The sequence below is a fragment of the Vibrio pelagius genome, from assembly GCF_024347575.1.
Lineage (GTDB): Bacteria > Pseudomonadota > Gammaproteobacteria > Enterobacterales > Vibrionaceae > Vibrio > Vibrio pelagius.
Map to the genome: position 1 here is coordinate 367,560 of NZ_AP025505.1, position 21,397 is coordinate 388,956.

A 21,397-nucleotide genomic window follows, 5' to 3' on the forward strand; every position below is an offset into this window, starting at 1 on the left:
CTAAAATACAGATGGGTTATAATGTTTACGCTCCAACAGTTAGAAACCTTGGTTACATGTGTAGAATGTGGTTCATTTTCTGCTGCTGCAAGAAAGTTAGGAAAAGCACAATCTGCCGTCAGTACCACAATAGCTAACTTAGAAATCGATACTGACACTGTGATCTTTGATCGCTCCTCCCGTACCCCCAAGTTAACTGCACAGGGAACCAGACTTTACTCCTATTCAGTGAGTCTGTTGAGCGACGCTTACCAAATAGAACATATGATGAAGGCATTTGGCTCGGGTGTAGAAGAGACGTTGACCATTGCTGCAAATGCATTATTGCTCACGCCTAAGTTTTACGATGTGTTAAAAGAGTTCTACGTGCTTTTTCCCTTCACGCAGCTCAATTTAAACGTTGTCGAAAATAATCTTGTCGCTGATATGGTTGAAAGAAAGGAAGCAGATATTGGTTTTATGATTTGGGGGCAAGAACCTCCGAGAAATGTAGAGCTTGGCTCGATTGGCTATGTTTCATTTGCGATAGCTGTTCATCAATCGCATCCTCTGTTATCGGATTCAAATGTCGTGTTTGACAACGTAAAAGACTACCACCAAGTGTTATTGAAAGATTCCCCCTTACACTACAACCTGCCATTAACGCGATCTAACTCTATCGTGAATAATTTAGAGGGGGTTATTGAGATAATTAAGATCAATAACAACTGGAGTTTATTGCCACATCACGTCATTAGTCATCACTCTGATTTAAGAAAACTACAAGTTAGGGGTGAAGAGAAAGATTGGTTGTTACAAGTCGATCGAGTTACTAGACAGAAGCTCGGAAAAGCAGCCCAATGGCTGGTGGATAAGAGTACAACATTATATACGTAGTGTTGATAAAGGGATGGCTAAAAAAGTCCGACCAACAAAATAATGTTGATCGGACTTTTTGCTCATCTGCTATTGTTGGGTTTTCGACATCGCGTCTTCAATGACCTTGGTCATATCAAACGTCGAGCCGCCCTGTGTGGGCGGGTATTCTACCAACGATTGCACGTGCTCCGTTACGATTTCAGATGCTGGAGCTAATAGCCAAGACATCTTCTGAATTAAATGCCCATTTGCATCAATTGAGTCATAACTTTCAAAAGGATCAGCTCTCAAATTGTAAATTTTAGGTTTCGAAAGTGGTAGCAGGTTGTCGTAGTAGTTCTCAGCAATAGCAAAATGGAACTTCCAGGGGCCGATTCGGATCGCTGAAAGTTGGCTTTCGAAGTAGTAAAGAATCGATTGTCGTGCAGACTTGTCACTTTCGCCTTTCCAATATGCAAGATTATCAACGCCATCAATAAACTGCTTTTTTTCTTTGATCACTTTGTCATTCACGTTCTTAATTCCGGCAGCCGCTGCGAGCGTGGTAAATAAGTCTTGGTGACCTTGGATACCATTTAGGATTTGACCAGCTGGAATTTGCGCGGGCCACCTAACCAGTGTAGGCACTCTGACACCGCCTTCATACGTTGTCATTTTTTCACCACGGAAAGGGGTGGTTCCTCCATGAGGCCATGAAGAGTGTTCCGGGCCGTTATCAGTGGTGTATACGACTATCGTATTGTCGGTAATTTTTCGCTTATCGATTTCAGATAGTAGGAATCCGATATCATCGTCATGTTGCAGCATGCCACTTCCATAGTAGTCAAATTCACTGGTGTAATTCTCTGCTGCGTAGCGCCACTTTTCATCCAATCGGGTGTACAAGTGCATGCGACTGGTGTTCACCCACACAAAAAAAGGTTTGTCTTGCTCAATGGCTTTATCGATAAAGGTCAATGCAGCAGGGAGCATCTCTTGACGATCAAAATCTTTCATCCGCTCCTGGCCAAGGGCACCTGTGTCTTCACACTTTTGTTTACCTACAACACCAAAACGCGGGTCTACGGTTGTGTCTTCTGTTTCTGTCGCGAAACAATGTAGAACGCCACGTGTACCAAATTTTTTGGCGTATTCTTCAACAGACCCTGAGTACGCTTTTGCAAAGTTTTGATAATCTCGCTGCTCATGCTCCTCTTGTGTGTTTAGGTGATATAGATTGCCGAAAAACTCGTCAAAGCCATGGACAGTAGGAAGGGCGAAATTGTGGTCTCCCAAATGGTTTTTACCGAACTGCCCGGTTGCGTAGCCGACGTCTTTAAGTTCTTCGGCTAGAGAAGGAGAGCCCTGTTTTATACCCAACGCACCCCCAGGCATGGCTACAGTTGTCATACCAGATCGAATCGGATATTGACCTGTGATGAATGCCGCACGACCCGCGGTACAACTAGGTTGGGCATAATGGTCGGTAAATCGAGCGCCTTGGGTGGCAATTTTATCTATATTAGGCGTGGTATAACCCATGGTACCCATACCGTAAGCACTAACGTTTTGCCAACCAATGTCGTCACCGAAAATCACAACAATATTTGGCTTATCAACTGCAGCATTAATACTCGCGCAGAACAAAGCGCCTAGCGCTGCACCTAAAGTGAGAACTTTCATATATTAAACCTTCATTGACGTAGTACTTTTTGAGTGTAGTAGACATCTTGATATTGTGGTGGTCACAGTGACATTGTTTATGTCTAGTGATCACACGTTGGGAGCATACTTTGCGGATTTACAGCGGCAAATTGTGGCCTGAACATAGACTCTTAACATTTCAGTATGCGTGAACATGGGGAAAACTAGCGGGCCTTTGTCAGAAATTTCTGGTTTATGGGGCGGGCTCTAGACTACGGGCTGCTGCTAAAGTACAACTCTGCATCTTTTAGATGTATTTGAAGAGAACCATGAAGCAAGCTAGAGGATTCACTCTTATCGAGTTAGTTGTCGTCATTGTGTTGTTGGGTATTTTAAGTGTTACGGCGGCTCCTAAGTTCTTAAACCTACAAGACAGTGCAAGACTTAGCGTCATGGAAAGTGTTAAAGCAACATTGCAGTTTGTCGTCGAAGGGGTGTACTACAAATCTGTCATCTTGGGGACTGATCAACAATACGAGGTAATCACGGATGTGAATGGTATCCAAATACAAACGTACTATGGTTACCCGCAAGAAATCTGGGACAACAAACTCGAGCACCTAATGGACAATGATTATGTGTATCTGGGAAATGCCTATAAAGATAGCAGTGTGTTCAACGAAATTTGTCAGGCCCCGGTTTGTGTAGTTGACCAAATTAAACTTAACAAATTCTTACCCGTAGATACCGAAGCCTATGCATTAGCACTCTTCCCCAAAGGCCACTCAGCAGGCACCAATTGTGCCGTCAGTTACTATTTTACCGTTGATCGGTCTTTGGGCGTTGCCGATGTTAACGTTGAGTTGATCGCTAATGGTTGCTAGCGAAACTTCTGGGAAACATCGCTGCTGCCTGTGCCTGCAAAGAGTTATATTGATGCCAACCTTTGTTTCTTTAATTTGCAGACAGTAGCGACTTGATTGGAATCTAGGAAACTCATTAAACCAATTGCAAAATGGTCTTTACGAACAAGCAAGTCTTCTTATCGACATCAATTGACTAAATGTATGGACGGTCCGGAGTTTACCACGCAGTCGTTGGCTTTAAATACCACGAATAACCGCTGCCACGAACATGCCTGCTAGAATTGAAATCAATGGCTTTTTCAGTATCAAAGTACCAAATGCCGTTACTAGTAAAGCAAGCTTTCCGCCAAGATCGCTCGTAATCAGCATAGGTGCAATAATGGCAATCAGAACAGCCCCTGACATCGCTGTTATGAACTGTTGTACTCGATAATTTATTGGTACATAAGACATGATAAAAATGCCGCCCCATCGCGTAACAATTGTAACGATCGCCATGATGATAATGAGTAGCCATGTTCCTGTTTCTGTTGTATCAATCATCCTGTTTCTTATCTCCAATAACAATACCCATTAATCCTCCCGACAAAGCTCCAACAATGACGTGACTGTTTTCTGGTAAATAAAAATAAGCCGCAATGGATGTCACCCCAGCAACTAACCATATCATTGATGTTTTGTTATCTTTGTTGCCCTCTAGAACCATCGTTAATAAAAAACATCCCATGACCATGTCAAAACCAAAGCTGGAAGGGTTGCTAATGGTGTTGCCCAGATAAAATCCAGCCCATGTACCCAAGGCCCAAAATGCCCACAGAGCAAGGCCACCACCAAACAAAAGGCCAAGTCCTTCTTGTACCTTGTTTTGGCTAAACGCTCGCATTGACAAAGCCCAGTTTGCATCAGAAGCAACCAACATAATGCTATAGCGGGTTATCGGATTTAGCTCTCGAATATGAGGATATAACGTTGCTCCAATTAACAAATGACGAGCATTAATTGCAAACACCGTGATGGCTAGTGGTATAAGAGGCACGGATGTTCCCCATAGATCTAGCGCTCCAAATTGCGCGGCTCCAGCAAAAACTAAAGTACTCATCCAAACCGATGATGATCCGCTCAATCCTTCTTGGGATGCCGCTAACCCGAATGCGGCACCAAATACGAAGACGAATACAGAGATAGGAATTAATCTGATGAATCCTTGTTGTATCCTTGGTATTTCCAAGCGTAAATCATGGGTATGCATATGAATATTCAATCTATTTTCTAATGACGAAGAACGTAACACTAGACTAGATATATATTTGTGGAAAGCGCATAATTCAGGATATATTAATTCGAAAAGCGAATGTATGAACTATCAAGACCTACAAATTGATTGGCTAAAATGTTTTGTTGCGGTGGTGGATTCGGGTTCTCTCTCCAACGCAACCGCTTTAGTGCACCGTTCACAGTCCGCCGTCAGTATGCAATTAAAGAAGCTAGAATCGGCGGTCGGCCAGAAGCTATTAATCAGAAATAACCGTCATATGGAACTAACGTCAGAAGGTCAGATGCTGCTTGGTTATGCGCGACGTATCTTAGATTTACATTCAGAAGTACAGGCGGCATTCCACGGTGAAGAGTTAGTTGGTCAAGTAAAGTTAGGGGTGCCTGATGACTATGCAGCAAATTATCTGACACCTGTTTTACGAAATTTTGCTCCTCGATTTGGTGGCGTAGAAATTGAATTAACGTGCGAACAATCAACGTCATTGATTCCTAAGATCGCAAGCAACGAATTAGATTTAGCTCTTGTATCTAGAGATAATGCCTTCCGAGGCACATTACTTTTTCATGAACCTATGGTTTGGGTTGGTACGCCTCAATTTGAACTGTGGCGACGAGAAATATTGCCAATTGCTGTTTATGAGAGCACGAGTCTTGCGAGAAGAAGCGCCATCAACTCACTCGCGTTACAAGGGAAACCGTATAAAGTGGTGTATAATAGCTCAAGTCTAGCTGGCCAAATCGCAGCAGTGGAAAGTGGCCTTGCTGTGGCGGTGTTCACGCAATGCAGTGTGCCATCTCATCTAACGGTACTTGGTGAAGAGCAGGGGCTTGGCCCGCTAGAGCCAATGGAAGTCTCTGTTTACCGGAGTGCTCATTCGAAAAGCTCGCAAGCCGTGGATTACCTTTATGACTTCCTAGTCAGAACATTGAGAAATTCGGCAGTATAAAAGAACCGGGGTTATGTTTGGACAGACATAATTAAGAGACCTACCTTTCTCCACTCATACAAGTAACTTGAAAATGACTGATACCACAATAAACACACGAGTTAACCAGTTCCGTTTCGGTCAACCCAGAGAATCATTGACTTTAGAGCGTCTACCTTTGGAATCGCTTAAGAATGACAAGATCCGAGTACGTATCGAAGCGACAAACATTAACCCAAGTGATCTGTTGTCTATTCATGGAGTAGGTCAGTATCGGCATTGTCATCAACCGCCCAGAGTTCCGGGATTTGAGGCCGTTGGGCTTGTAATAGAATCTAATGATGTGGAGTTTGTCGTTGGTCAGCGAGTTGTTGTAGCGACAAGTGGCACATGGCAGAAGTATATCGAGGTATCTCCGGACAACCTCTTTCATATTCCTCATCACCTGGGAAGTGGTTACGCATGCCAATTATATATTAACGCGCTCACTGCTTGGGTCTTGACCACTGAAATTGCTGCGTTGACAAAAGATGATGTACTGATTATTAACGCGGGAAATTCAGCAATAGGTAAGATTTTTGCCCAGTTATCCTCATCCCTAGGATTCACTCTTATTGCTGTCACGTCGAAGCCTGAACATTATCCATATAGTTCTAACCATGTAATAGACGCAAAAGTAGATCTAATCACTCAAATACACCAACTTGGTTTGCCTAGGCCCAATATCGCATTCGACGCTATTGGAGGTTGTAAGGGAACTGAGTTGGTTCATACCGTCTGCGATAATGGGCAGTACATCAACTATGGAACTCTTTCTCTGGAGTTTTATGAGCCTCGCTTTTATGAGTATATGAAAAACCATCACATTAACTTCAGTACATTTTTCTTGCGTTACTGGGAAGACGCTGTTGGTAAAGATATCCGGCGTGAAAAGTTTTCGATGATGCTAGATCATTTCATTACCAATAAAATACAACTAGACGTTGATCGCTGTATTCCATTGGAACAAGTTCAATCTGCTATCGAAATAGTTGAATCTAAATCAGCGACGTTACATGGGAAGATTATATTGATTCCGTAGCGATCGACCCTCGTTAGTTGTGAGAATCGATCACTTCGTTTTATGAGGTTTGTTGGTTGTGAGGTTGTTGTGCTCTTCGAGTTAGTAGACCGGTTATTTTGGATCCGAACAGAGAAAGCATTAGTAATCCAATGATTAATAAGGTGATAGGGCGTTCGAACACGTAGCCGATTTCTCCTCCACTTATCTGATATGTATGTAGAAGATTGCTTTCCGCCATTCCCCCTAAAAGGATGCCAATAACGGCAGCTGGGACTGAGTAATTCAGTCGGCTAAACACCCAACCTACGATAGAGAATACTAATACAGTAACGGGGCCAGAAATGTTACCTGTTAGCCCAAATGAACCAAATACTGCCATCGATAGCACCGATGGAATTAGAATGTTCATTGGTACTTTCACTACGTTAGCGAGCAAAGGAATAAACATCAAACCAAGCGCGATCAACAGAAAAACCTGACCAAAGTTAGCAAGAATGATCGCATAGACAATATCCGTTTCTTCACGAATAAATTGAGGGCCACCGGTAATATTGTGCATGGCAAAAGCCGCGAGCATGACCGCCGTCGCACCTCCACCAGGAATACCTAAAGCAAGTAATGTTGCCATCGAACCAGCTTCCGAGGTTGAGTTCGCAGACTCAGCCGCTACAACACCTTTTGGATTGCCTTCGCCATAGCTATCTGGATTTTCGTCTCGACGTTTGGTTTCAACGTACGAAAGAAGGTTAGAAACAGAGGAGCCAACGCCTGGCACCGCACCGACAAACACCCCAATGACACTGCCGCGCAGCATCACTTTTGGATGCTTAAACGCATGTTTCACGCCCCCTAAGATCTTGCGAATACTTACGCGGCGAGCTGACTCATCCGCAACTAAGTACTTCGTGTTGACTAGCTTAAACAGCTCAGAGGCTGCGAACATGCCCATCATAGCGGGGATCACAGGTACACCATCTAACAAATACTCATTACCCATAGTGCCACGCGCAACCCCAACTTCACTAAAGCCAATCGTACCGATAAGTAGGCCAACCATTCCTGACAGCAGTCCTTTGAGCATGAAGTCACCTTTAAGGCTGGCGATCAGTGTCATGCCCCACAAGATGACGAAGAACATTTCCGAGGGCCCGAGTTTAAGCACCATGCCAGAGATCGGCTGAATAAGCATAAACAAAATCATATAGCCAAACAGTACGCCAAAACATGATGCGCCCAGTGCAACACCTAGAGCTTTGTTGTGCTCACCTTTACGCGCCATTGGATAGCCATCAAATGCTGTGGCTATCGCCGAAGAGGTTCCGGGTATATTCATCAAGATAGCAGGAATGCCGCTACCAAAAGAGCCTCCAGTGAAAATGGCCGTTAGAAACAGCATGGCTTCGAGAAAGCTCATGTACAGCGTGGCAGGCAAAAAGATTGCCATCGCCATTGAGATTTGAAGACCAGGTATCGCCCCAAACACCAAACCTATGATGATGCCCGGGAAGACGTAAAGCCATGGGCCGATTGAGGAAAATAGCAGCTCACTACCTGCTGCAATTGCGGTAAAATCAAGCATATAATGTTCCTAGTAGTCGGTGGGTAGCAAGGTCATTGGCATCGGGTAAGGCAGCATTTGAGCGAAGAAAGTCGACATCAGCAAACCAAATGCCACGCTATAGCCTACAACCCACACCAAACGTCGCTCTTTTTGGGACCACAAAAACGAGCCAACAAACAGTGTCGTCGCGATGTCGAAGCCGATCGTTTCCAATGACAAAACATACGCACTAAACAGTCCGATAATGGGCAATACTGACTTCAAATCATCACCACTTTTTGCCGTGTCTGCTTGTTGAGTGCCACTCGGTTTATCCACGCTCTGCCTTGCAAATTCGAGAATACACAGCACTAAAGCAATCGATGCTATTGGAACAATTAGGATCAAGTTTTCTACCGCAGACGACACGTTAAAAGCGTCCCACGTATACCAGCTGACAAACAGAGCCAAAACGATGACTACAGCGAAGTCCGCAGAGCGTTGACTTAACAATCTCATAGAGCCTCCAGAGAGAAAGTGTTGGCTAGAGGAAACTAGCCAACAAAGGTGAGTTGTGATCGATTAATCAAGGAGATATTTATAAGTTTTAAATGTTTCGTAGTTTTCGACCATCATTTCAGTTGCACGCTCAGGGCCAACCCATACGCCGCCAATGTCGCTCGATTTCAAAAATTTCTGGACATCTTGACGAGCCAAAGTACTTTCAAATGCTTGGGCTAGTTTCTGGTAGCGCTCTGGGTATTTGTTTTTAAACTCATTAGTCACAGCGAAACCACGCATTGAACCAGTCAATACAGGGACCTCTGTTCCGAGCGTCTTCAAAGCGTCATTGATTGCCGGTGCATCCCAGCGTTCACTTGGCTTATCGCGAACCACCGCGATTGGGCGAAGGAATTCACGAATGCCTTCGCTTCCTTGTGCACTAATAACAATAAAGTCGACCTGACCACCCGCAACCGCAGAGCGCGCTTTACCGCCACTGTTGAAGGTTACTAGATTCAAGTTTTCTTGTGGAATACCATTTTTTTCAAGCAGTAGCTTCGCCATCAAGTGACCGCCAGAGCCTTGTACGACCGCCGCTTTGACAGATTTTGGCTTCTCTTTGATCGCAGCTAGCAAGCTGGATAAGTCTTGATAAGGTGTGTCTTTGTTTACCGCAATCAGTTCAAAGTCGAACCATTGGAAGTTCATATACGAAAAATCATTAATGGTATAGCTCGCATTACCTTTCAAAATAGTATTTGGGAGATAGGGAGCAAAGGTTGATGAGAATACCGTATAACCGTCATCGGGACGGTTGAGGACATAGTTAGCAGCAATCTGCGTACCGGCACCTTTTTTATTGATTACCTTAACTGGTTGCCCTAACTCTTCCGCGACAAAGCTCGACATCGCTCGTGTCATTCGGTCTGCACTGCCTCCAACACCAAAGCCGACGACAAAGTTAACCGGTTTTTTCGGATAGTCATCAGCCAGCGCAGTGTGAGAAAGCAAGATAGAGAGTGTTAGCCCAGTCACAGCTGAAAGTTTTAAGATTGCCTTGTTAAGCGAAATCATTTTACCCTTCCTTAGTAATAGTTTTATTGGTGTTAACCTTTTGTTTACATCTGCAACCCTAACCACACATCCTGTCACCAACCTTGCATAGATGACAGATACGTACTTTTAAATCAGAAGTTTGAAGTAGGTCATGCGAATATTAATCGTCGAAGACAGCGTTGTTATCGCTGAAGGTTTACAAAAAATTCTTTTAGAGCAAGGCTTTGCTGTTGATGTATTGCATTCTGGCGAACAAGCTTCTCACGTCATCCACACTCAACAATTTGATCTACTTTTGTTGGATCTTGGGCTGCCAGACTGTGACGGACTGCGGATTCTTCGCACTATCCGACAGAAAAAAAGCGACCTGCCTGTCCTGATTATTTCGGCGCGTGCCTCTTTGAATGAACGTATTTTGGGCCTTAATGAAGGAGCCGATGATTATTTATGTAAGCCATTCGAGCCGGAAGAAGTAGTTGCTAGGGTTCATGCTCTGCTCAGAAGAGCTTCGTCGCGAGCAAGTAATCTGATTGAACACGGTCAACTTTCTTTCGACGTTCCCAATAAAAAAGTAACTTTCTACGGTCAAGATGTGGTCCTGCATCGGCGTGAGATATCAGTGCTGGAGTGTCTGTTGGGAAATGTCGAACGCGTTGTGAGCAAGCCACAGATCGTTCAGCATATTTCCTCCTTTGATGAAGAACTCAGCGAAACGGCCATCGAGACCTACGTATCAAGACTGCGGAAAAAGTTCTCTCCTGACCTAAACATACGTACAGTTAGAGGCTTAGGTTATATGTTGGGAAAGCCGTCCAGTGATTAATCTTCATTCACTTTCTCAAAGGCTCTACCTCGCAATCGCTAGTGCGCTTATCTTACTTACTGTCCTCATCTTTTTTATCAGCACTTGGGTACTGAAAGATAAGTCCGAACGCTTATACGACAACATGTTAGTAGCGGTAACCAAGACCATTGACGACAAACTGTACGTTAAAGGTAATAAGTTGAAAATCGATATGGACTATTTCTCTATCGATACGCTCAGTGATGTTAGAAGTGAAAAAATTTTCTATCGTATCGTGGCACCTAACGGTGATATGTTGGCTGGTTTCGAAGGGTTGTCTTTGGCTGATGAAAAAGGTAACCCTGTCACCATGTACGATACTGTCTACGCGGGCACCGATCTGCGCGCAGTTCAGTACACCTCGCGCACCTCATTAGGTGATGCACTTATCGTTGTTGCTGAATCAAAGCAAGGGCGCAACGCCACCATCTCTGGCCTAAGGCGACAAATTTCATTCGTCGCTATATCGGTGTGTGTTGGAACTCTGGTGTTAGTTGCCTTTATCGTTCGCAAAGGACTCAAGCCACTTCGCGAGCTTCAGAAAGAGATTCGCCTTCGCTCTGAGTTCAACTTAGAACCTATTGATACTCGAGTCCCACCAGAGGTTGAGGCGCTGGTGCAGTCACTCAATAGCTTGATGGCAAAGCTTGAGCAAAGCATTGAAATCAGTCACAACTTCAACTCTGATCTCTCTCATCAGTTGCGTACACCGCTCGCCGAAATGAAGATGCAACTCGATATGTACCGACGTCATCCAGAAGAAAGTAAGCTCGAGGGCTTGGAGCGTAACATTGCATTAATGAGTCGTTTGACCGAGCAGATGCTGCATTATGTCAAAGCGCAAAGTAGTTCCGTCACGAGTGACTATTGGTCGAACGTCGATCTGGTTGAGTTCTGCCGATATTTTTGTCAAAAATATGCCCCTATGGTGTTCAGCCAAGGTCAATCTATTGCTTTTGAAACCGACTTAGACGATTCAGAAACTGCCTTTACTCAAATTGATGAAACCTTGATTGAAAGTGCACTGCTTAACTTGGTCGAGAATGCTCTAAAGTATGGAAAGCCTGAGTCTGAGGAGGGTGAGATTGTCGTTAACCTTGTCAAATATGGTGGGCGCTTATCTCTGTCAATCATCGATCAAGGTGCTGGTGCAACACAGCAAGCTCTGGACACTATGCTTGAAAGGAGAGTGAGGCTCGATCGTTCCAAGCAAGGGTTTGGGTTAGGGCTTGCCATTGTTAAGCAAGTAGCAGAGATTCATGGTGCCAAACTCGAAATCGCCAATGTACAACCTTCAGGTTTACGTGTGACATTATCGGACTTCAAAGCAACGACTAAAGAGTAGTAAAAGGCTTTTTACTCGAACTCTTTAAGTCGCTTTGAGTTAAACCGTGTCATATGACTAGTCAGCGAGCGATCGCTGACTTTTTTATGTTGATTATGAGAATAATGCACCTAGATTACTTTCTCAAACTCAGAAAATAATAGCTGCGCACTCTTGTTCTCTTCTTTGAGCAATCTAAGTAATTGCGTTATGCTTTAAGTCTTTATTATGCTCCTCTAACATTATGCTTAATTCGCAGTTTAATGATCTCCTCGCTGACTCTATTTCGTCTCTGAAATCACCGAGCTTTACATCTAATCTCATGGCTTTCATCGCTGTTATCGTGAACTATGACAGTGCAGTCATTCTCGGCCTGCGTACAAACAAGCATCCCATTTATCTTTATGACTCTATTGAAGACAATCGAGAGTTGCTTTTTGATCGTTACCTCAGTTCTGCATTTCAAGATGACCCATTCTACAAAATGATAACTACGGATAAGCAGCAAGGCGTTTTTTCATTAAAAGACGTAGCCAAACGGGGTATGGATTATCAAGCATACTGTCATCAATTTTATCTGCAAACTGGCTGGAAAGATGAGTTAAGTATTGTTGTTAACGTTGAGGAAACTCGTTGGGTCGTCATTTATTTGGGCTGTACCCAAAACGAAACTTCATTCTCATTATCAGATATAAAAACGTTGAAATCGTACTTCTCAGTCATTCAATCGTTATGCCAACAGCATTGGAAGCAAACGGAGTTCCTTCTTGCAGAGCCAGTCTTTTCTCCTGAGTCTTATTCAGAAAAAAAGCGAGAGTTCATAGAGGTTGGCTTGCACTCTTTTGGAAAAAATCTGCTTTCAACTAGAGAAAAGCAAATCACTCGCTTAATATTGCAAGGACTTGATTCTAAAGAAATAGCAAAACAGTTGGGCATCACAGAAGGAACGGTAAAAAATCACAGAAAGCGTATCTATGCTCACCTAAGAGTGTCATCACTGAGTGAACTTTTTCAAGTCTTTCTAAACCATATCATTACCTACTAAATGCATCTATTGTCCCTTTAGGGATATATCGCGCATAAGGTTCTATTCGTAATCTGGATATCACATGTTTGATTACAGAGAAGACGTTTTAGATGACATTCATCCAGGAATTACAGGCGCGCGGCTTAATTGCTCAAGCGAGCGATTTAGAGCAAATACAGCAGCTGCTTAGCCAACCACAAACGGTTTATTGCGGTTTCGATCCTACCGCGAGCAGCCTTCATATCGGACATTTAGTCCCTTTAATTATGCTTAAACGGTTCCAAGATGCCGGACATCAAGCGCTAGCGCTTATTGGTGGTGCGACCGGTATGATTGGCGATCCAAGTTTTAAAGCAATCGAGCGCAATTTGAATACTGAAGACGTGGTAGCCAACTGGGTCAAAGGTTTAACAACTCAAATCGAGAAGTTGCTTACCCCTCATTTAGGCCAGCCTATGACTATCGTCAACAACGCAGATTGGATGAAAGACATCAATATTATTGATTTTTTCCGTGACGTCGGTAAGCATTTCTCGGTCAATAATATGATTAGTCGTGAGTCGGTAAAACAAAGATTGCAAAGGCCTGAGCACGGTATTTCATTTACAGAATTTAGTTACAGTTTACTCCAGTCTTATGATTTTGCTTTGCTTAACAAAAACTTAGGTTGCCGTTTGCAAATTGGAGGTAATGACCAATGGGGAAATATTGTCAGTGGTATTGATCTAACACGTCGTCAGAATGGAGAACAAGTGTTTGGTTTGACCCTACCTTTGATAACGAAATCTGACGGTACTAAATTTGGTAAAACAGAAGGCGGGGCCATTTGGCTTGACCCTGAAAAAACATCACCGTATATGTTTTATCAGTTCTGGTTATCTACTGAGGATACCGATGTTTACAACCTTCTTCGATACTACACATTTTTAACCTGTGAAGAGATCGAACAGATAGAGTTGCAAGATAGGTCAAGTTTCGGTAAACCCAAGGCACAAAAGATTCTGGCGCAGAATATGACTCGTTTTGTTCATGGTGAGTCAGGTCTGATCAGCGCAGAGCGTATTACACATGCATTATTCACAAATTGCGTTGAGAAGTTGAGCTATAGTGAGGTCAAACAATTAGAGCTAGATGGCATTCCAAGCATCGAAAGCACTCAGCAAAACGTTGTTGAGCTGTTGGTTGAATTAGGATTAGCAAAATCAAAACGCATCGCTAGAGAGCTGATTGAAGACAATGCTGTTAGCGTGAATGGAGAAAAAATAAAACCAGATAACGTACAATTAGGTTTTCCACTGTTTGATCAATATTGGTTGATTAAACGTGGTAAAAAGCACTTTGGTTTAGTCAAACGTAACTGACTGAGAAAGGGGTGAGTTACGGTGACTGCTTGGAAATAGAGAACTCGTCGCTGTTAACTTGACATTGATTAGAGTTGCACTGTCACGCCAAGATTTGATAAGAGTGATCTGAAACATTCGAGGACACTTTTTAGCTAAGAAGTGTCCGACGGTATGGGGTAGGAGACAATAAATCGAACAAAACCCTCGTAACCCAATCACTCAAGCGAAACTAAGGCTGATGAATACGTTTTAAAGGCTCCAGTTTTTCGACTAAAAAATCAATAAACAAACGGATATGAGGCCTTGGGTAGTGAGTACTTTTATATATTGCGAAGATTTCACCGCTTCCTTGTTCATTGAGCATTGATTTCCAATCAGGGAGCAACACCTTCAGCTGCCCATTTTCTAAGTAAGGCTTTAGCATCCAGTCTGATAGCAAAAGCACGCCAACCCCGCTAAGTGCAGCGTTTAAAAGAGGAGAGCCACCTTTTGATATCAAGTTGCCCGTCACTAACACTTTTTTGCTCGAAGTATTCTTTTTGAAGTACCAATAGTTTTTTTGCCGTTCATTGTGAATCAACAAACAGTTGTGGTGCTGTAAGTCTTCGGGATGAGCGATACTTCCATACTTTTCAATGTAAGGCGGAGCTGCAACGAGTGACGCGTTATTGGTAAGCAGGTGGCGAGCTTTGAGTCGGCTGTCTTGCGGTGTACCAATTCGGATCGCCACATCAATATTTTCACTATTTAAATCGACTACGTTGTTATCCAGTTCTAACTCAACTTGTATTTTAGGATATCGTTCTAGAAACTCAGGGATCAGTGGAGTAAGACACAAATTGCCGAAGCTTTCGAAAACTGAAATTCGCAGCACGCCTTCTGGTTCGCCTTGAATTCCCTGCATTTCTTCCAATAATCGATCGCTATCTCGTAAGATTTTGGCAGATTGCTCGTAAAAATATTGTCCTTCCTCAGTGAGTATGAGCTGTCGTGTACTGCGCTTAAATAGTGAAGCTTTAACTTTGTTTTCAAGATTATCTATATTCCTAGCTACAGAAGAAGGAGCCATATTTAGAGCTCTACCTGCTTGAGAGAAACTGCCTGACGCCACCACTTGGTCAAATATTTTTATCAGCTCGAACACATATTCACCTTTGCGTTTTACGCACAACTGATTCACACAATATACCTATTCTGCTTCTTTTTCGAATTGTGGACAATAACGCTATCGCATTGGTAGCGATATTTTCTAACCAAATAGAGGTGTTAAAATGTCAAAACGTATCGATCTCGGTCAAGTTCAGTCTAAATCTTTGAATGCAATGTTATCTATAGAGGGGCATTTATCGAATGGAGCGCTATCTAATGAACTTAAGAAATTAATTAAAATTAGAGCATCAATAATCAACAAATGTGCTTATTGTATTCAAATGCATACAACTGAAGCATTACAAGCTGGTGTTTCACAGCACAAGCTGTTTGCTATCTCAGCATGGCAAGAGTCGCCACTATTCAATAGCACGGAGCGAGCGTTACTAGCGCTCACCGACGAAATGACAATGATTTTCAATGCCGGGGTTTCGGAAACGACTTATCAGCAGTGTTTAGATTTGCTTGGAGAAGAGTTGCTTGCAGAGTCGATGATGCAAGTCATTATGATTAATGCTTGGAACCGATTCGCTCTCGCAACTAAGATGACCTATGCGTAGTATTTAAAGGATCACCAACGATGACTTAAAAAGGTACGCACTCTGTTTGAGGCGATACCTTTTTAATAGGCTGTCTTTAAACTTTGTAGTAGTTGTTCACTTGCCTTACATGCCGCCAAATTGAGCGTTGCTAACTTACCAAGTTATAGTAGGGCCAGCAGGAACAATTCTATGTGGATTAATGTGCGTGTGTGAGAAATAGTAATGCAGTTTCATGTAATCGATATCGATCGTTTTTCTGATACTTTCGTGACTGAGTAAATCCAGCATATAGCGGTAAAGATTCTCGAAGGCTTTTAGTGGCTTTTTATTGGCTTTGAAGTGAACTTCATAAACGGCTTCAAATCTCACCAGTGTCGGTAACAGAAATAGATCCGATAGCGTGATGCTCGAACCATGCAGATAACGAGCTTGACTTAGTTTTCTGTCCAACTGCTCCATAGCATCAAACAAGGTATCGCTGGCGAGGTCATACTCTGACTGCCCTTTGGCAAAACCAACGTGGTAGACCTTCCGATTCACGTTAAGGTGTAACCACTCGTTGAGCATTTCTATTTCTTCTCGCAGGGTGTTTGGAACTAACTGAACTTTGTTCTTAGCTAAAGGTAGCCACTTAGTGGCAAGATCCATCGCTATTGCAGCAGAGTCATTTCCTACTATGATATGTTCTTGTTTGTCCCACAATACTGGGACTGTCACCCTGCCGGTGTAATGTGGATTTGCTCGTTGGTACAGCTCAACCAAGTTCTTAGAATCAAATAAAGGGTCGGAATGAGCATTGTCAAACAACCACTCTTCGGCATATCGCTTTGCGGCGACAGATGAAACGGAGATCGCATCATTCAGTCCTAGGTAATTGATAACCAAATAAGGACGATGAGCAAAAGGGCACGCAAATGACATGTATAAGTGATAACGCTTTTGCTCTGCGACTTCTGGCAGGTCAAAGCTGTCTTCACTAGAGAGTTCGTTTACTTCTTTATTTGGATACCAAATCCCTTTTTCTAATACAGCCATAATAAAATCCACCTTAATTCATTGAATTACCTAAACTTATGTAACCTGTGCGTTTTTAAAAGAAGACATCAGCGTTTCCAGCTCAGCTTTAATCGCTACGTCAAACTCACCATCAAATACTAATTGACCAAAAATAGTGAATAAACTATATATTAGTGACCAAACAGTTTACTTTAGGTGAACAATAAAGGTTTTAAGTGAGGATGAAGTGGATAAAATAAGGGCGCTAACCGTTTTCAGAAGAGTTGTAGAGCTGGGAAGCTTCAAAGCAGCAGCTGAAGATTTATGCTTGTCAAAAGCAGCAGTTAGTAAGAATATCAATGAGTTGGAAGACTATCTTAAAAGCCCTCTGATAAACCGAACGACACGAAACATGCACATAACGGAGAATGGTCAACTTTACTACAATCAGGTTTGCAACATATTAGATGATTTGAAACATGCAGATTTGTCAGTCATTGAGTCGTCTCATACGTTAAAAGGAACGCTGAAAATCAGCGTTCCTATGTCGTTAGGCATTTTAGAAATTAACCCCATTGTTTGTGATTTCATGCACCAATATCCTGATTTGTCTATTGAAGTGGTTATGAGTGACCAGTATATCGATCTCATCGACTCAGGCATTGATATTGCGATTCGGGGTGGGGGGGAGTTAAGCAATTCTAGTCTAAGATCCCGAAAATTAATCGATATGAGACGAGTGCTTTGCGCTTCTCCTGAGTACCTTTCAAAATCCAGAGAGATTCTTAAGCCAGAAGACCTCGATCATCACAAGTGCCTCATATACAGTTTTTCTTCGTCAGCTAGGCGTTGGCGATTTAGAAATGCGGATGAAGTCAAAGAGATTGAGCTCACATCAAGCGCTTATGTGGTAAACAGTGGGTTGGCACTCAAACAAACAGCGTGTTCAGGCCACGGTATCTGCTTGCTTCCTGATTTATTCGTTAAAAGTGAGTTAGAGTCAGGGGAATTAGTTGAAGTTTTACCGATGTGGCAAGTTGATAAGCATTCACTGTATGTCGTTTATCCTTTCCATAGGGAGCAATCTCAAAAAGTCAGAACTTTTATCGATTATGTCGTTAGACACTTCGAGAGTAAGCAGCATTAACCACCGTCTTCTCGGCTTCGGTTGCTTAGTTGAAGATGAAAAAGCCACCTTTATAACAAGGTGGCCAGGTTTCCCTACAGATTGGGCTATGCTTGGTCCTACTCATCACCAAAAGTGGTTTAACTAGCTTTACTAGTTTTGATATTTATCCAGTTTGTTATAGAGGGTTTTTATACTTATCCCTAAATCCTCAGCTGTTTCTTTTTTGTTGCCTTCATTTTCTTCAAGCGTGTTCATAATGGCGGCTTTTTCTATCTCTTCCAATGCCACACCTGCCGGTACCCTATCTTCTAGAGTTGACCCTGTTTCTAATGGGGGCGTATCAAAAATGAGGTGCTCGTCTTTAATTGTATCGTCTGCCAAGATGAACGCTCGTTCGATGCAGTGTTTTAATTCCCTAACATTGCCTGGCCATGTATGCGCTGCGATTTTTTCGAGGGCGGAGGGCAAAATAGCTTTTGGGGCAACTTCGTTCGCATTCCGGTGCGCGATGAAGTGCTTAGCAAGGCCGACAATATCACAGCCTCGCTCTCTGAGGGGGGGAATATTAATAGGGAAGTGAGCTAACCTAAAATAGAGGTCTTCTCGTAGAAATTGCTCTTCAATAGCCACTTGGGGATCACGGTTGGTCGCCGCGATAATACGTGTGTTGGCAACATGAAGTGTATTACTGCCGACCGGGCGATACTCACCAGTTTCAAGCACTCGCAACAGTTTTACTTGATGCTCAAGGGGCATTTCTGTGACTTCATCAAGAAACAACGTCCCTCCCTCAGCTTGCTTAAAAACACCTTGGTGTGTTCGGTTAGCACCTGTAAACGCCCCCTTTTCATGACCAAAGAGCTCACTATCCACTAATTCTGGACTGATGGCGCCACAGTTTATAGCAATAAAAGGCTGCTCTTTTCTATCACTGGCAAGGTGAATAGTCTGCGCGACTAGTTCTTTGCCGGCGCCACTCTCACCAACAATCAATACGTTGGCTTCTGTTTTCGCTACGCGTCTGAGTGTGCGATACAAGTTATGCATAGGCCTCGAGGAACCCACTAACATCCCAAACTGGTCTAAATCGCTTGTGGATATTTTTTTTCCCTCTTCTTGTCTTTCCAAAAAGTATTGACTGAAGTCCGCTAGAGTATCCGCTAACGTTTGAATATCGACCGGCTTTCTGTAGTGAAAAATAGCACCGCTTTTCATCATCATGTCTAAATTCTTATTGGGTGCACCGGAACCGATGATGATTAAATCTAATTCTTCTAGGCCTGTTGCACTTGATAGGGCGACGAAATCATCATTGGTAAATTGAGATACTTCAACAATAGCGGCATTAGGTTGAAGTCGTTGTAGGCTATCTATCCAGTGCTCGTTGTCCTTATTGCTTATCGTATCAAATCGTGACAACTCCTCCAGAGAGTTTATTTGAGACAGTAGTTTCTGATCTTTCAATTCTACGAACAGTGTTGGTAATGTCATGATTTAACTCTCTTTAAACAGTAGTGAGAGTGATGATAACACGAGGTATAGGCAATGAGAATGTATGTTTCTTTCCTGATAGTTACAACGTATAGGGTGAGTTTTTTATGTTTTTGAATTTATTAATTTCGCATTGCTGAATATCAAGGTTCGAGTATTTATACTTTTTACAAACACTCCTTGTAAAATGTTCATCCAGCATCGTAAATAATATTATTCAAGGTTTTTATTTTAAATTAAAAGTCTTTTAATTCAATTGCTTATCTTTTTGGCATGCAGCTTGCTCTGTTAGTGGTGTCAGTTAAAAAAGGAGAAAAATAATGAAAAACATTGCAAGTAAAATTCTACTAACAACGGTTATTGCTACTTCTTCTTCTGTGGCTATTGCAGATAGTATGTGGAAAGAAGAGACGTTAGATGCTTGGATTGATGGCAAAGCGGAAACAACTTTATTACTGAATTCTAATCTGAACTCTTTTGATATTAATACTTATGTTAAAGACCAAGTTGTCACTTTAACAGGGTCGGTAGAAAATGAGACAGAAAAATCCCTTGCCGAGGAATTAGTATTAAGTCTTGATCGTGTTAAATCGGTCAAAAATGAACTGACGGTCATCGACAATGAAAAAGAGAACAAAGAGTCAACTCAGGTTTTAATGGATACTAAGATAACGGCCATTGTTAAGACTCGACTGCTAATGAATACGGAAGTCAGTGGTTCTGATATCGAAGTAGAAACTAATGGAAATACCGTTGTGTTGAAGGGGTCGGTGGCATCGGATACTGAGCATGACCTCGCATTATCTATTGCTCGTAACACTTCTGATGTTGATAAAGTCATTGATAAACTTGAAGTAATTCAATAACAAATTCCCGAATAAACCGAAGAGAGATTATTATGCTTCATTGGGCGTTAATATTTTTCGTTCTTGCCATCATTGCAGCTTTATTTGGATTTGGTGGTATAGCAGGCGCTGCGGCCACAGTAGCTAAAGTTATGTTTTATATATTTGTCATCTCGTTGCTTGTGTCAGTGGTGATGAGTTTAATTAACAAAAATAAGAGTTAGGAGTTTTTATGAATATAAGTACAGTTATTTTCCGTTTCCTAATGGTTTCAGGTCTCGCTTTTACGCTTGCCGCATGTAGTGACGATGGTCCCCTTGAAAAAGCGGGTGAACGAGCAGATGAGACGATAGAGGATGTTCAAAATAAGATCGAGGACAGTTGTGAGAATGTGAAAGAGCAAATGGATGCCAAAGATCAGGACTGCTAATAACACGCATTAACTTATGAATTAAATCATCCGAATCTCATACAAAAGAAATGAATCAGGAGCTAAATATGAAAAACATATTTGATGTGTTGAAAGATAGCCATGAGAAGCAACGACTTTTGATGGATGCAATACTCAAAACATCAGGCGATTCTCAAGCTAGGCAAGAATTTTATTCCAGTCTTAAAGAGGAATTAACTAAACATGCGGTGGCGGAAGAGAGACATTTCTATTCTCCTTTGATAGAGAGTGATAAGTCTGTTGATATGACTAGGCACGGTATTGCTGAACACCACGGTATCGATAAGGTGCTTGCTCAATTGGATGACACCGAAATGTCTTCACCAGCCTGGCTCACATTGATGAAAACACTAAAGCACAAGGTGGAGCATCACTTAGAAGAAGAAGAGCAGCGTTTCTTTCAAACAGCTGGCCGAGTTTTAGACTCCAAACAAAAAGAAACGTTAGCTAGAAAGTATGAGCAAGAAATGGCTTGATTCGAAGTGTAACCTAAGCTTAACAGTGAAGCGTAGGTTTTGGTTTAACAACCTGGGTTCATTTATGGA

Annotated in this window: 23 protein-coding genes; 14 read left to right on the forward strand and 9 right to left on the reverse strand. The window is 42.5% G+C overall.

What is annotated here, in order from left to right:
- Window positions 1-21: 21 nt before the first annotated feature.
- On the forward strand, window positions 22-876 hold the full coding sequence (locus tag vsple_RS21785; RefSeq protein WP_261884172.1) for a LysR family transcriptional regulator: 855 nt from the start codon (window positions 22-24) through the stop codon (window positions 874-876).
- 69 nt (window positions 877-945) lie between these two features.
- On the opposite strand, the gene vsple_RS21790 is transcribed toward vsple_RS21785, so the two are convergent.
- The gene (locus vsple_RS21790; RefSeq protein ID WP_261884173.1) at window positions 946-2,520 is read right to left on the reverse strand and encodes an arylsulfatase; all 1,575 of its coding nucleotides are present in this window, start codon (window positions 2,518-2,520) and stop codon (window positions 946-948) included.
- Between the two features lie 290 nt (window positions 2,521-2,810).
- On the opposite strand from vsple_RS21790, the gene vsple_RS21955 reads away from it, so the two are divergent.
- Window positions 2,811-3,365, forward strand: coding sequence for a pilus assembly FimT family protein (locus vsple_RS21955; RefSeq protein WP_276540054.1), 555 nt, complete (start codon window positions 2,811-2,813; stop codon window positions 3,363-3,365).
- A 219-nt stretch (window positions 3,366-3,584) separates the two neighbouring features.
- On the opposite strand, the gene vsple_RS21800 is transcribed toward vsple_RS21955, so the two are convergent.
- Both vsple_RS21800 and vsple_RS21805 read right to left on the reverse strand, forming a co-directional pair.
- Window positions 3,585-3,890, reverse strand: a complete 306-nt coding sequence (locus vsple_RS21800; protein WP_261884174.1) for an AzlD family protein — start codon at window positions 3,888-3,890, stop codon at window positions 3,585-3,587.
- Window positions 3,883-4,596, reverse strand: coding sequence for an AzlC family ABC transporter permease (locus vsple_RS21805; RefSeq protein WP_261884175.1), 714 nt, complete (start codon window positions 4,594-4,596; stop codon window positions 3,883-3,885). Before vsple_RS21805 ends, vsple_RS21800 begins: the two co-directional genes overlap by 8 nt.
- 106 nt (window positions 4,597-4,702) lie before the next feature.
- Between vsple_RS21805 and vsple_RS21810 the strand changes: the two genes are divergently transcribed.
- Both vsple_RS21810 and vsple_RS21815 read left to right on the forward strand, forming a co-directional pair.
- The gene (locus tag vsple_RS21810; RefSeq protein ID WP_261884176.1) at window positions 4,703-5,569 is read left to right on the forward strand and encodes a LysR family transcriptional regulator; all 867 of its coding nucleotides are present in this window, start codon (window positions 4,703-4,705) and stop codon (window positions 5,567-5,569) included.
- Window positions 5,570-5,642: 73 nt separating this feature from the next.
- A complete protein-coding gene (locus tag vsple_RS21815; RefSeq protein ID WP_261884177.1) occupies window positions 5,643-6,629 on the forward strand; it encodes a zinc-dependent alcohol dehydrogenase family protein in 987 nt (328 codons plus the stop codon).
- 40 nt (window positions 6,630-6,669) lie between these two features.
- Here the strand turns inward: vsple_RS21815 and vsple_RS21820 are convergent, their stop codons facing one another.
- The 3 genes from vsple_RS21820 to vsple_RS21830 all read right to left on the reverse strand — a co-directional run bounded on the left by vsple_RS21820 (window position 6,670) and on the right by vsple_RS21830 (window position 9,729).
- On the reverse strand, window positions 6,670-8,190 hold the full coding sequence (locus vsple_RS21820; RefSeq protein ID WP_261884178.1) for a tripartite tricarboxylate transporter permease: 1,521 nt from the start codon (window positions 8,188-8,190) through the stop codon (window positions 6,670-6,672).
- 9 nt (window positions 8,191-8,199) lie between these two features.
- The gene (locus tag vsple_RS21825) at window positions 8,200-8,670 is read right to left on the reverse strand and encodes a tripartite tricarboxylate transporter TctB family protein (RefSeq protein WP_261884179.1); all 471 of its coding nucleotides are present in this window, start codon (window positions 8,668-8,670) and stop codon (window positions 8,200-8,202) included.
- A 63-nt stretch (window positions 8,671-8,733) separates the two neighbouring features.
- The gene (locus vsple_RS21830; protein WP_261884180.1) at window positions 8,734-9,729 is read right to left on the reverse strand and encodes a Bug family tripartite tricarboxylate transporter substrate binding protein; all 996 of its coding nucleotides are present in this window, start codon (window positions 9,727-9,729) and stop codon (window positions 8,734-8,736) included.
- Window positions 9,730-9,862: 133 nt separating this feature from the next.
- Here vsple_RS21830 and vsple_RS21835 point away from each other — a divergent pair, with 133 nt between their 5' ends.
- From vsple_RS21835 to tyrS, 4 genes are all read left to right on the forward strand, one after another.
- Entirely contained in the window at window positions 9,863-10,534 is a 672-nt protein-coding gene (locus vsple_RS21835) for a response regulator transcription factor (protein ID WP_261884181.1), read from the forward strand.
- The gene (locus vsple_RS21840; protein ID WP_261884182.1) at window positions 10,527-11,900 is read left to right on the forward strand and encodes a sensor histidine kinase; all 1,374 of its coding nucleotides are present in this window, start codon (window positions 10,527-10,529) and stop codon (window positions 11,898-11,900) included. Before vsple_RS21835 ends, vsple_RS21840 begins: the two co-directional genes overlap by 8 nt.
- A 223-nt stretch (window positions 11,901-12,123) precedes the next feature.
- A complete protein-coding gene (locus tag vsple_RS21845) occupies window positions 12,124-12,924 on the forward strand; it encodes a helix-turn-helix domain-containing protein (protein ID WP_261884183.1) in 801 nt (266 codons plus the stop codon).
- Window positions 12,925-13,016: 92 nt separating this feature from the next.
- Complete coding sequence (gene tyrS, locus vsple_RS21850; RefSeq protein ID WP_261884184.1) at window positions 13,017-14,267, forward strand: tyrosine--tRNA ligase; 1,251 nt, start codon at window positions 13,017-13,019, stop codon at window positions 14,265-14,267.
- A 211-nt stretch (window positions 14,268-14,478) separates the two neighbouring features.
- On the opposite strand, the gene vsple_RS21855 is transcribed toward tyrS, so the two are convergent.
- On the reverse strand, window positions 14,479-15,393 hold the full coding sequence (locus vsple_RS21855) for a LysR family transcriptional regulator (protein WP_261884358.1): 915 nt from the start codon (window positions 15,391-15,393) through the stop codon (window positions 14,479-14,481).
- A gap of 127 nt (window positions 15,394-15,520) precedes the next feature.
- Here vsple_RS21855 and vsple_RS21860 point away from each other — a divergent pair, with 127 nt between their 5' ends.
- Window positions 15,521-15,958: a carboxymuconolactone decarboxylase family protein gene (locus vsple_RS21860; protein ID WP_261884185.1), complete on the forward strand. Its 438-nt coding sequence runs from the start codon at window positions 15,521-15,523 to the stop codon at window positions 15,956-15,958.
- A gap of 135 nt (window positions 15,959-16,093) precedes the next feature.
- Here the strand turns inward: vsple_RS21860 and vsple_RS21865 are convergent, their stop codons facing one another.
- The gene (locus vsple_RS21865) at window positions 16,094-16,975 is read right to left on the reverse strand and encodes a glutathione S-transferase C-terminal domain-containing protein (RefSeq protein ID WP_261884186.1); all 882 of its coding nucleotides are present in this window, start codon (window positions 16,973-16,975) and stop codon (window positions 16,094-16,096) included.
- Between the two features lie 208 nt (window positions 16,976-17,183).
- Here vsple_RS21865 and vsple_RS21870 point away from each other — a divergent pair, with 208 nt between their 5' ends.
- The gene (locus vsple_RS21870; protein ID WP_255233001.1) at window positions 17,184-18,083 is read left to right on the forward strand and encodes a LysR family transcriptional regulator; all 900 of its coding nucleotides are present in this window, start codon (window positions 17,184-17,186) and stop codon (window positions 18,081-18,083) included.
- 132 nt (window positions 18,084-18,215) lie between these two features.
- On the opposite strand, the gene vsple_RS21875 is transcribed toward vsple_RS21870, so the two are convergent.
- Window positions 18,216-19,556, reverse strand: coding sequence for a sigma-54 interaction domain-containing protein (locus tag vsple_RS21875; protein ID WP_261884187.1), 1,341 nt, complete (start codon window positions 19,554-19,556; stop codon window positions 18,216-18,218).
- A 320-nt stretch (window positions 19,557-19,876) separates the two neighbouring features.
- Here vsple_RS21875 and vsple_RS21880 point away from each other — a divergent pair, with 320 nt between their 5' ends.
- From vsple_RS21880 to vsple_RS21895, 4 genes are all read left to right on the forward strand, one after another.
- A complete protein-coding gene (locus vsple_RS21880) occupies window positions 19,877-20,422 on the forward strand; it encodes a BON domain-containing protein (protein WP_255232999.1) in 546 nt (181 codons plus the stop codon).
- A gap of 32 nt (window positions 20,423-20,454) precedes the next feature.
- On the forward strand, window positions 20,455-20,625 hold the full coding sequence (locus vsple_RS21885) for a DUF1328 domain-containing protein (RefSeq protein WP_261884188.1): 171 nt from the start codon (window positions 20,455-20,457) through the stop codon (window positions 20,623-20,625).
- Between the two features lie 8 nt (window positions 20,626-20,633).
- On the forward strand, window positions 20,634-20,831 hold the full coding sequence (locus tag vsple_RS21890; RefSeq protein ID WP_255232997.1) for a hypothetical protein: 198 nt from the start codon (window positions 20,634-20,636) through the stop codon (window positions 20,829-20,831).
- A 68-nt stretch (window positions 20,832-20,899) separates the two neighbouring features.
- Complete coding sequence (locus tag vsple_RS21895) at window positions 20,900-21,328, forward strand: hemerythrin domain-containing protein (protein ID WP_261884189.1); 429 nt, start codon at window positions 20,900-20,902, stop codon at window positions 21,326-21,328.
- The last annotated feature ends 69 nt before the right edge of the window (window positions 21,329-21,397 follow it).

What these genes read in the sequence shown, in the direction of transcription:
- vsple_RS21875 (WP_261884187.1), bottom strand. Translation starts at nt 19,556, where the DNA reads ATGACATTACCAACACTGTTCGTAGAATTGAAAGATCAGAAACTACTG.
- vsple_RS21805 (WP_261884175.1), bottom strand. Translation starts at nt 4,596, where the DNA reads ATGCATACCCATGATTTACGCTTGGAAATACCAAGGATACAACAAGGA.
- vsple_RS21860 (WP_261884185.1), top strand. Translation starts at nt 15,521, where the DNA reads ATGTCAAAACGTATCGATCTCGGTCAAGTTCAGTCTAAATCTTTGAAT.
- vsple_RS21895 (WP_261884189.1), top strand. Translation starts at nt 20,900, where the DNA reads ATGAAAAACATATTTGATGTGTTGAAAGATAGCCATGAGAAGCAACGA.
- vsple_RS21885 (WP_261884188.1), top strand. Translation starts at nt 20,455, where the DNA reads ATGCTTCATTGGGCGTTAATATTTTTCGTTCTTGCCATCATTGCAGCT.
- vsple_RS21955 (WP_276540054.1), top strand. Translation starts at nt 2,811, where the DNA reads ATGAAGCAAGCTAGAGGATTCACTCTTATCGAGTTAGTTGTCGTCATT.
- vsple_RS21830 (WP_261884180.1), bottom strand. Translation starts at nt 9,729, where the DNA reads ATGATTTCGCTTAACAAGGCAATCTTAAAACTTTCAGCTGTGACTGGG.
- vsple_RS21815 (WP_261884177.1), top strand. Translation starts at nt 5,643, where the DNA reads ATGACTGATACCACAATAAACACACGAGTTAACCAGTTCCGTTTCGGT.
- vsple_RS21820 (WP_261884178.1), bottom strand. Translation starts at nt 8,190, where the DNA reads ATGCTTGATTTTACCGCAATTGCAGCAGGTAGTGAGCTGCTATTTTCC.
- vsple_RS21890 (WP_255232997.1), top strand. Translation starts at nt 20,634, where the DNA reads ATGAATATAAGTACAGTTATTTTCCGTTTCCTAATGGTTTCAGGTCTC.
- vsple_RS21865 (WP_261884186.1), bottom strand. Translation starts at nt 16,975, where the DNA reads ATGGCTGTATTAGAAAAAGGGATTTGGTATCCAAATAAAGAAGTAAAC.
- vsple_RS21880 (WP_255232999.1), top strand. Translation starts at nt 19,877, where the DNA reads ATGAAAAACATTGCAAGTAAAATTCTACTAACAACGGTTATTGCTACT.
- vsple_RS21810 (WP_261884176.1), top strand. Translation starts at nt 4,703, where the DNA reads ATGAACTATCAAGACCTACAAATTGATTGGCTAAAATGTTTTGTTGCG.
- vsple_RS21785 (WP_261884172.1), top strand. Translation starts at nt 22, where the DNA reads ATGTTTACGCTCCAACAGTTAGAAACCTTGGTTACATGTGTAGAATGT.
- vsple_RS21790 (WP_261884173.1), bottom strand. Translation starts at nt 2,520, where the DNA reads ATGAAAGTTCTCACTTTAGGTGCAGCGCTAGGCGCTTTGTTCTGCGCG.
- vsple_RS21835 (WP_261884181.1), top strand. Translation starts at nt 9,863, where the DNA reads ATGCGAATATTAATCGTCGAAGACAGCGTTGTTATCGCTGAAGGTTTA.
- vsple_RS21825 (WP_261884179.1), bottom strand. Translation starts at nt 8,670, where the DNA reads ATGAGATTGTTAAGTCAACGCTCTGCGGACTTCGCTGTAGTCATCGTT.
- tyrS (WP_261884184.1), top strand. Translation starts at nt 13,017, where the DNA reads ATGACATTCATCCAGGAATTACAGGCGCGCGGCTTAATTGCTCAAGCG.
- vsple_RS21800 (WP_261884174.1), bottom strand. Translation starts at nt 3,890, where the DNA reads ATGATTGATACAACAGAAACAGGAACATGGCTACTCATTATCATCATG.
- vsple_RS21845 (WP_261884183.1), top strand. Translation starts at nt 12,124, where the DNA reads ATGCTTAATTCGCAGTTTAATGATCTCCTCGCTGACTCTATTTCGTCT.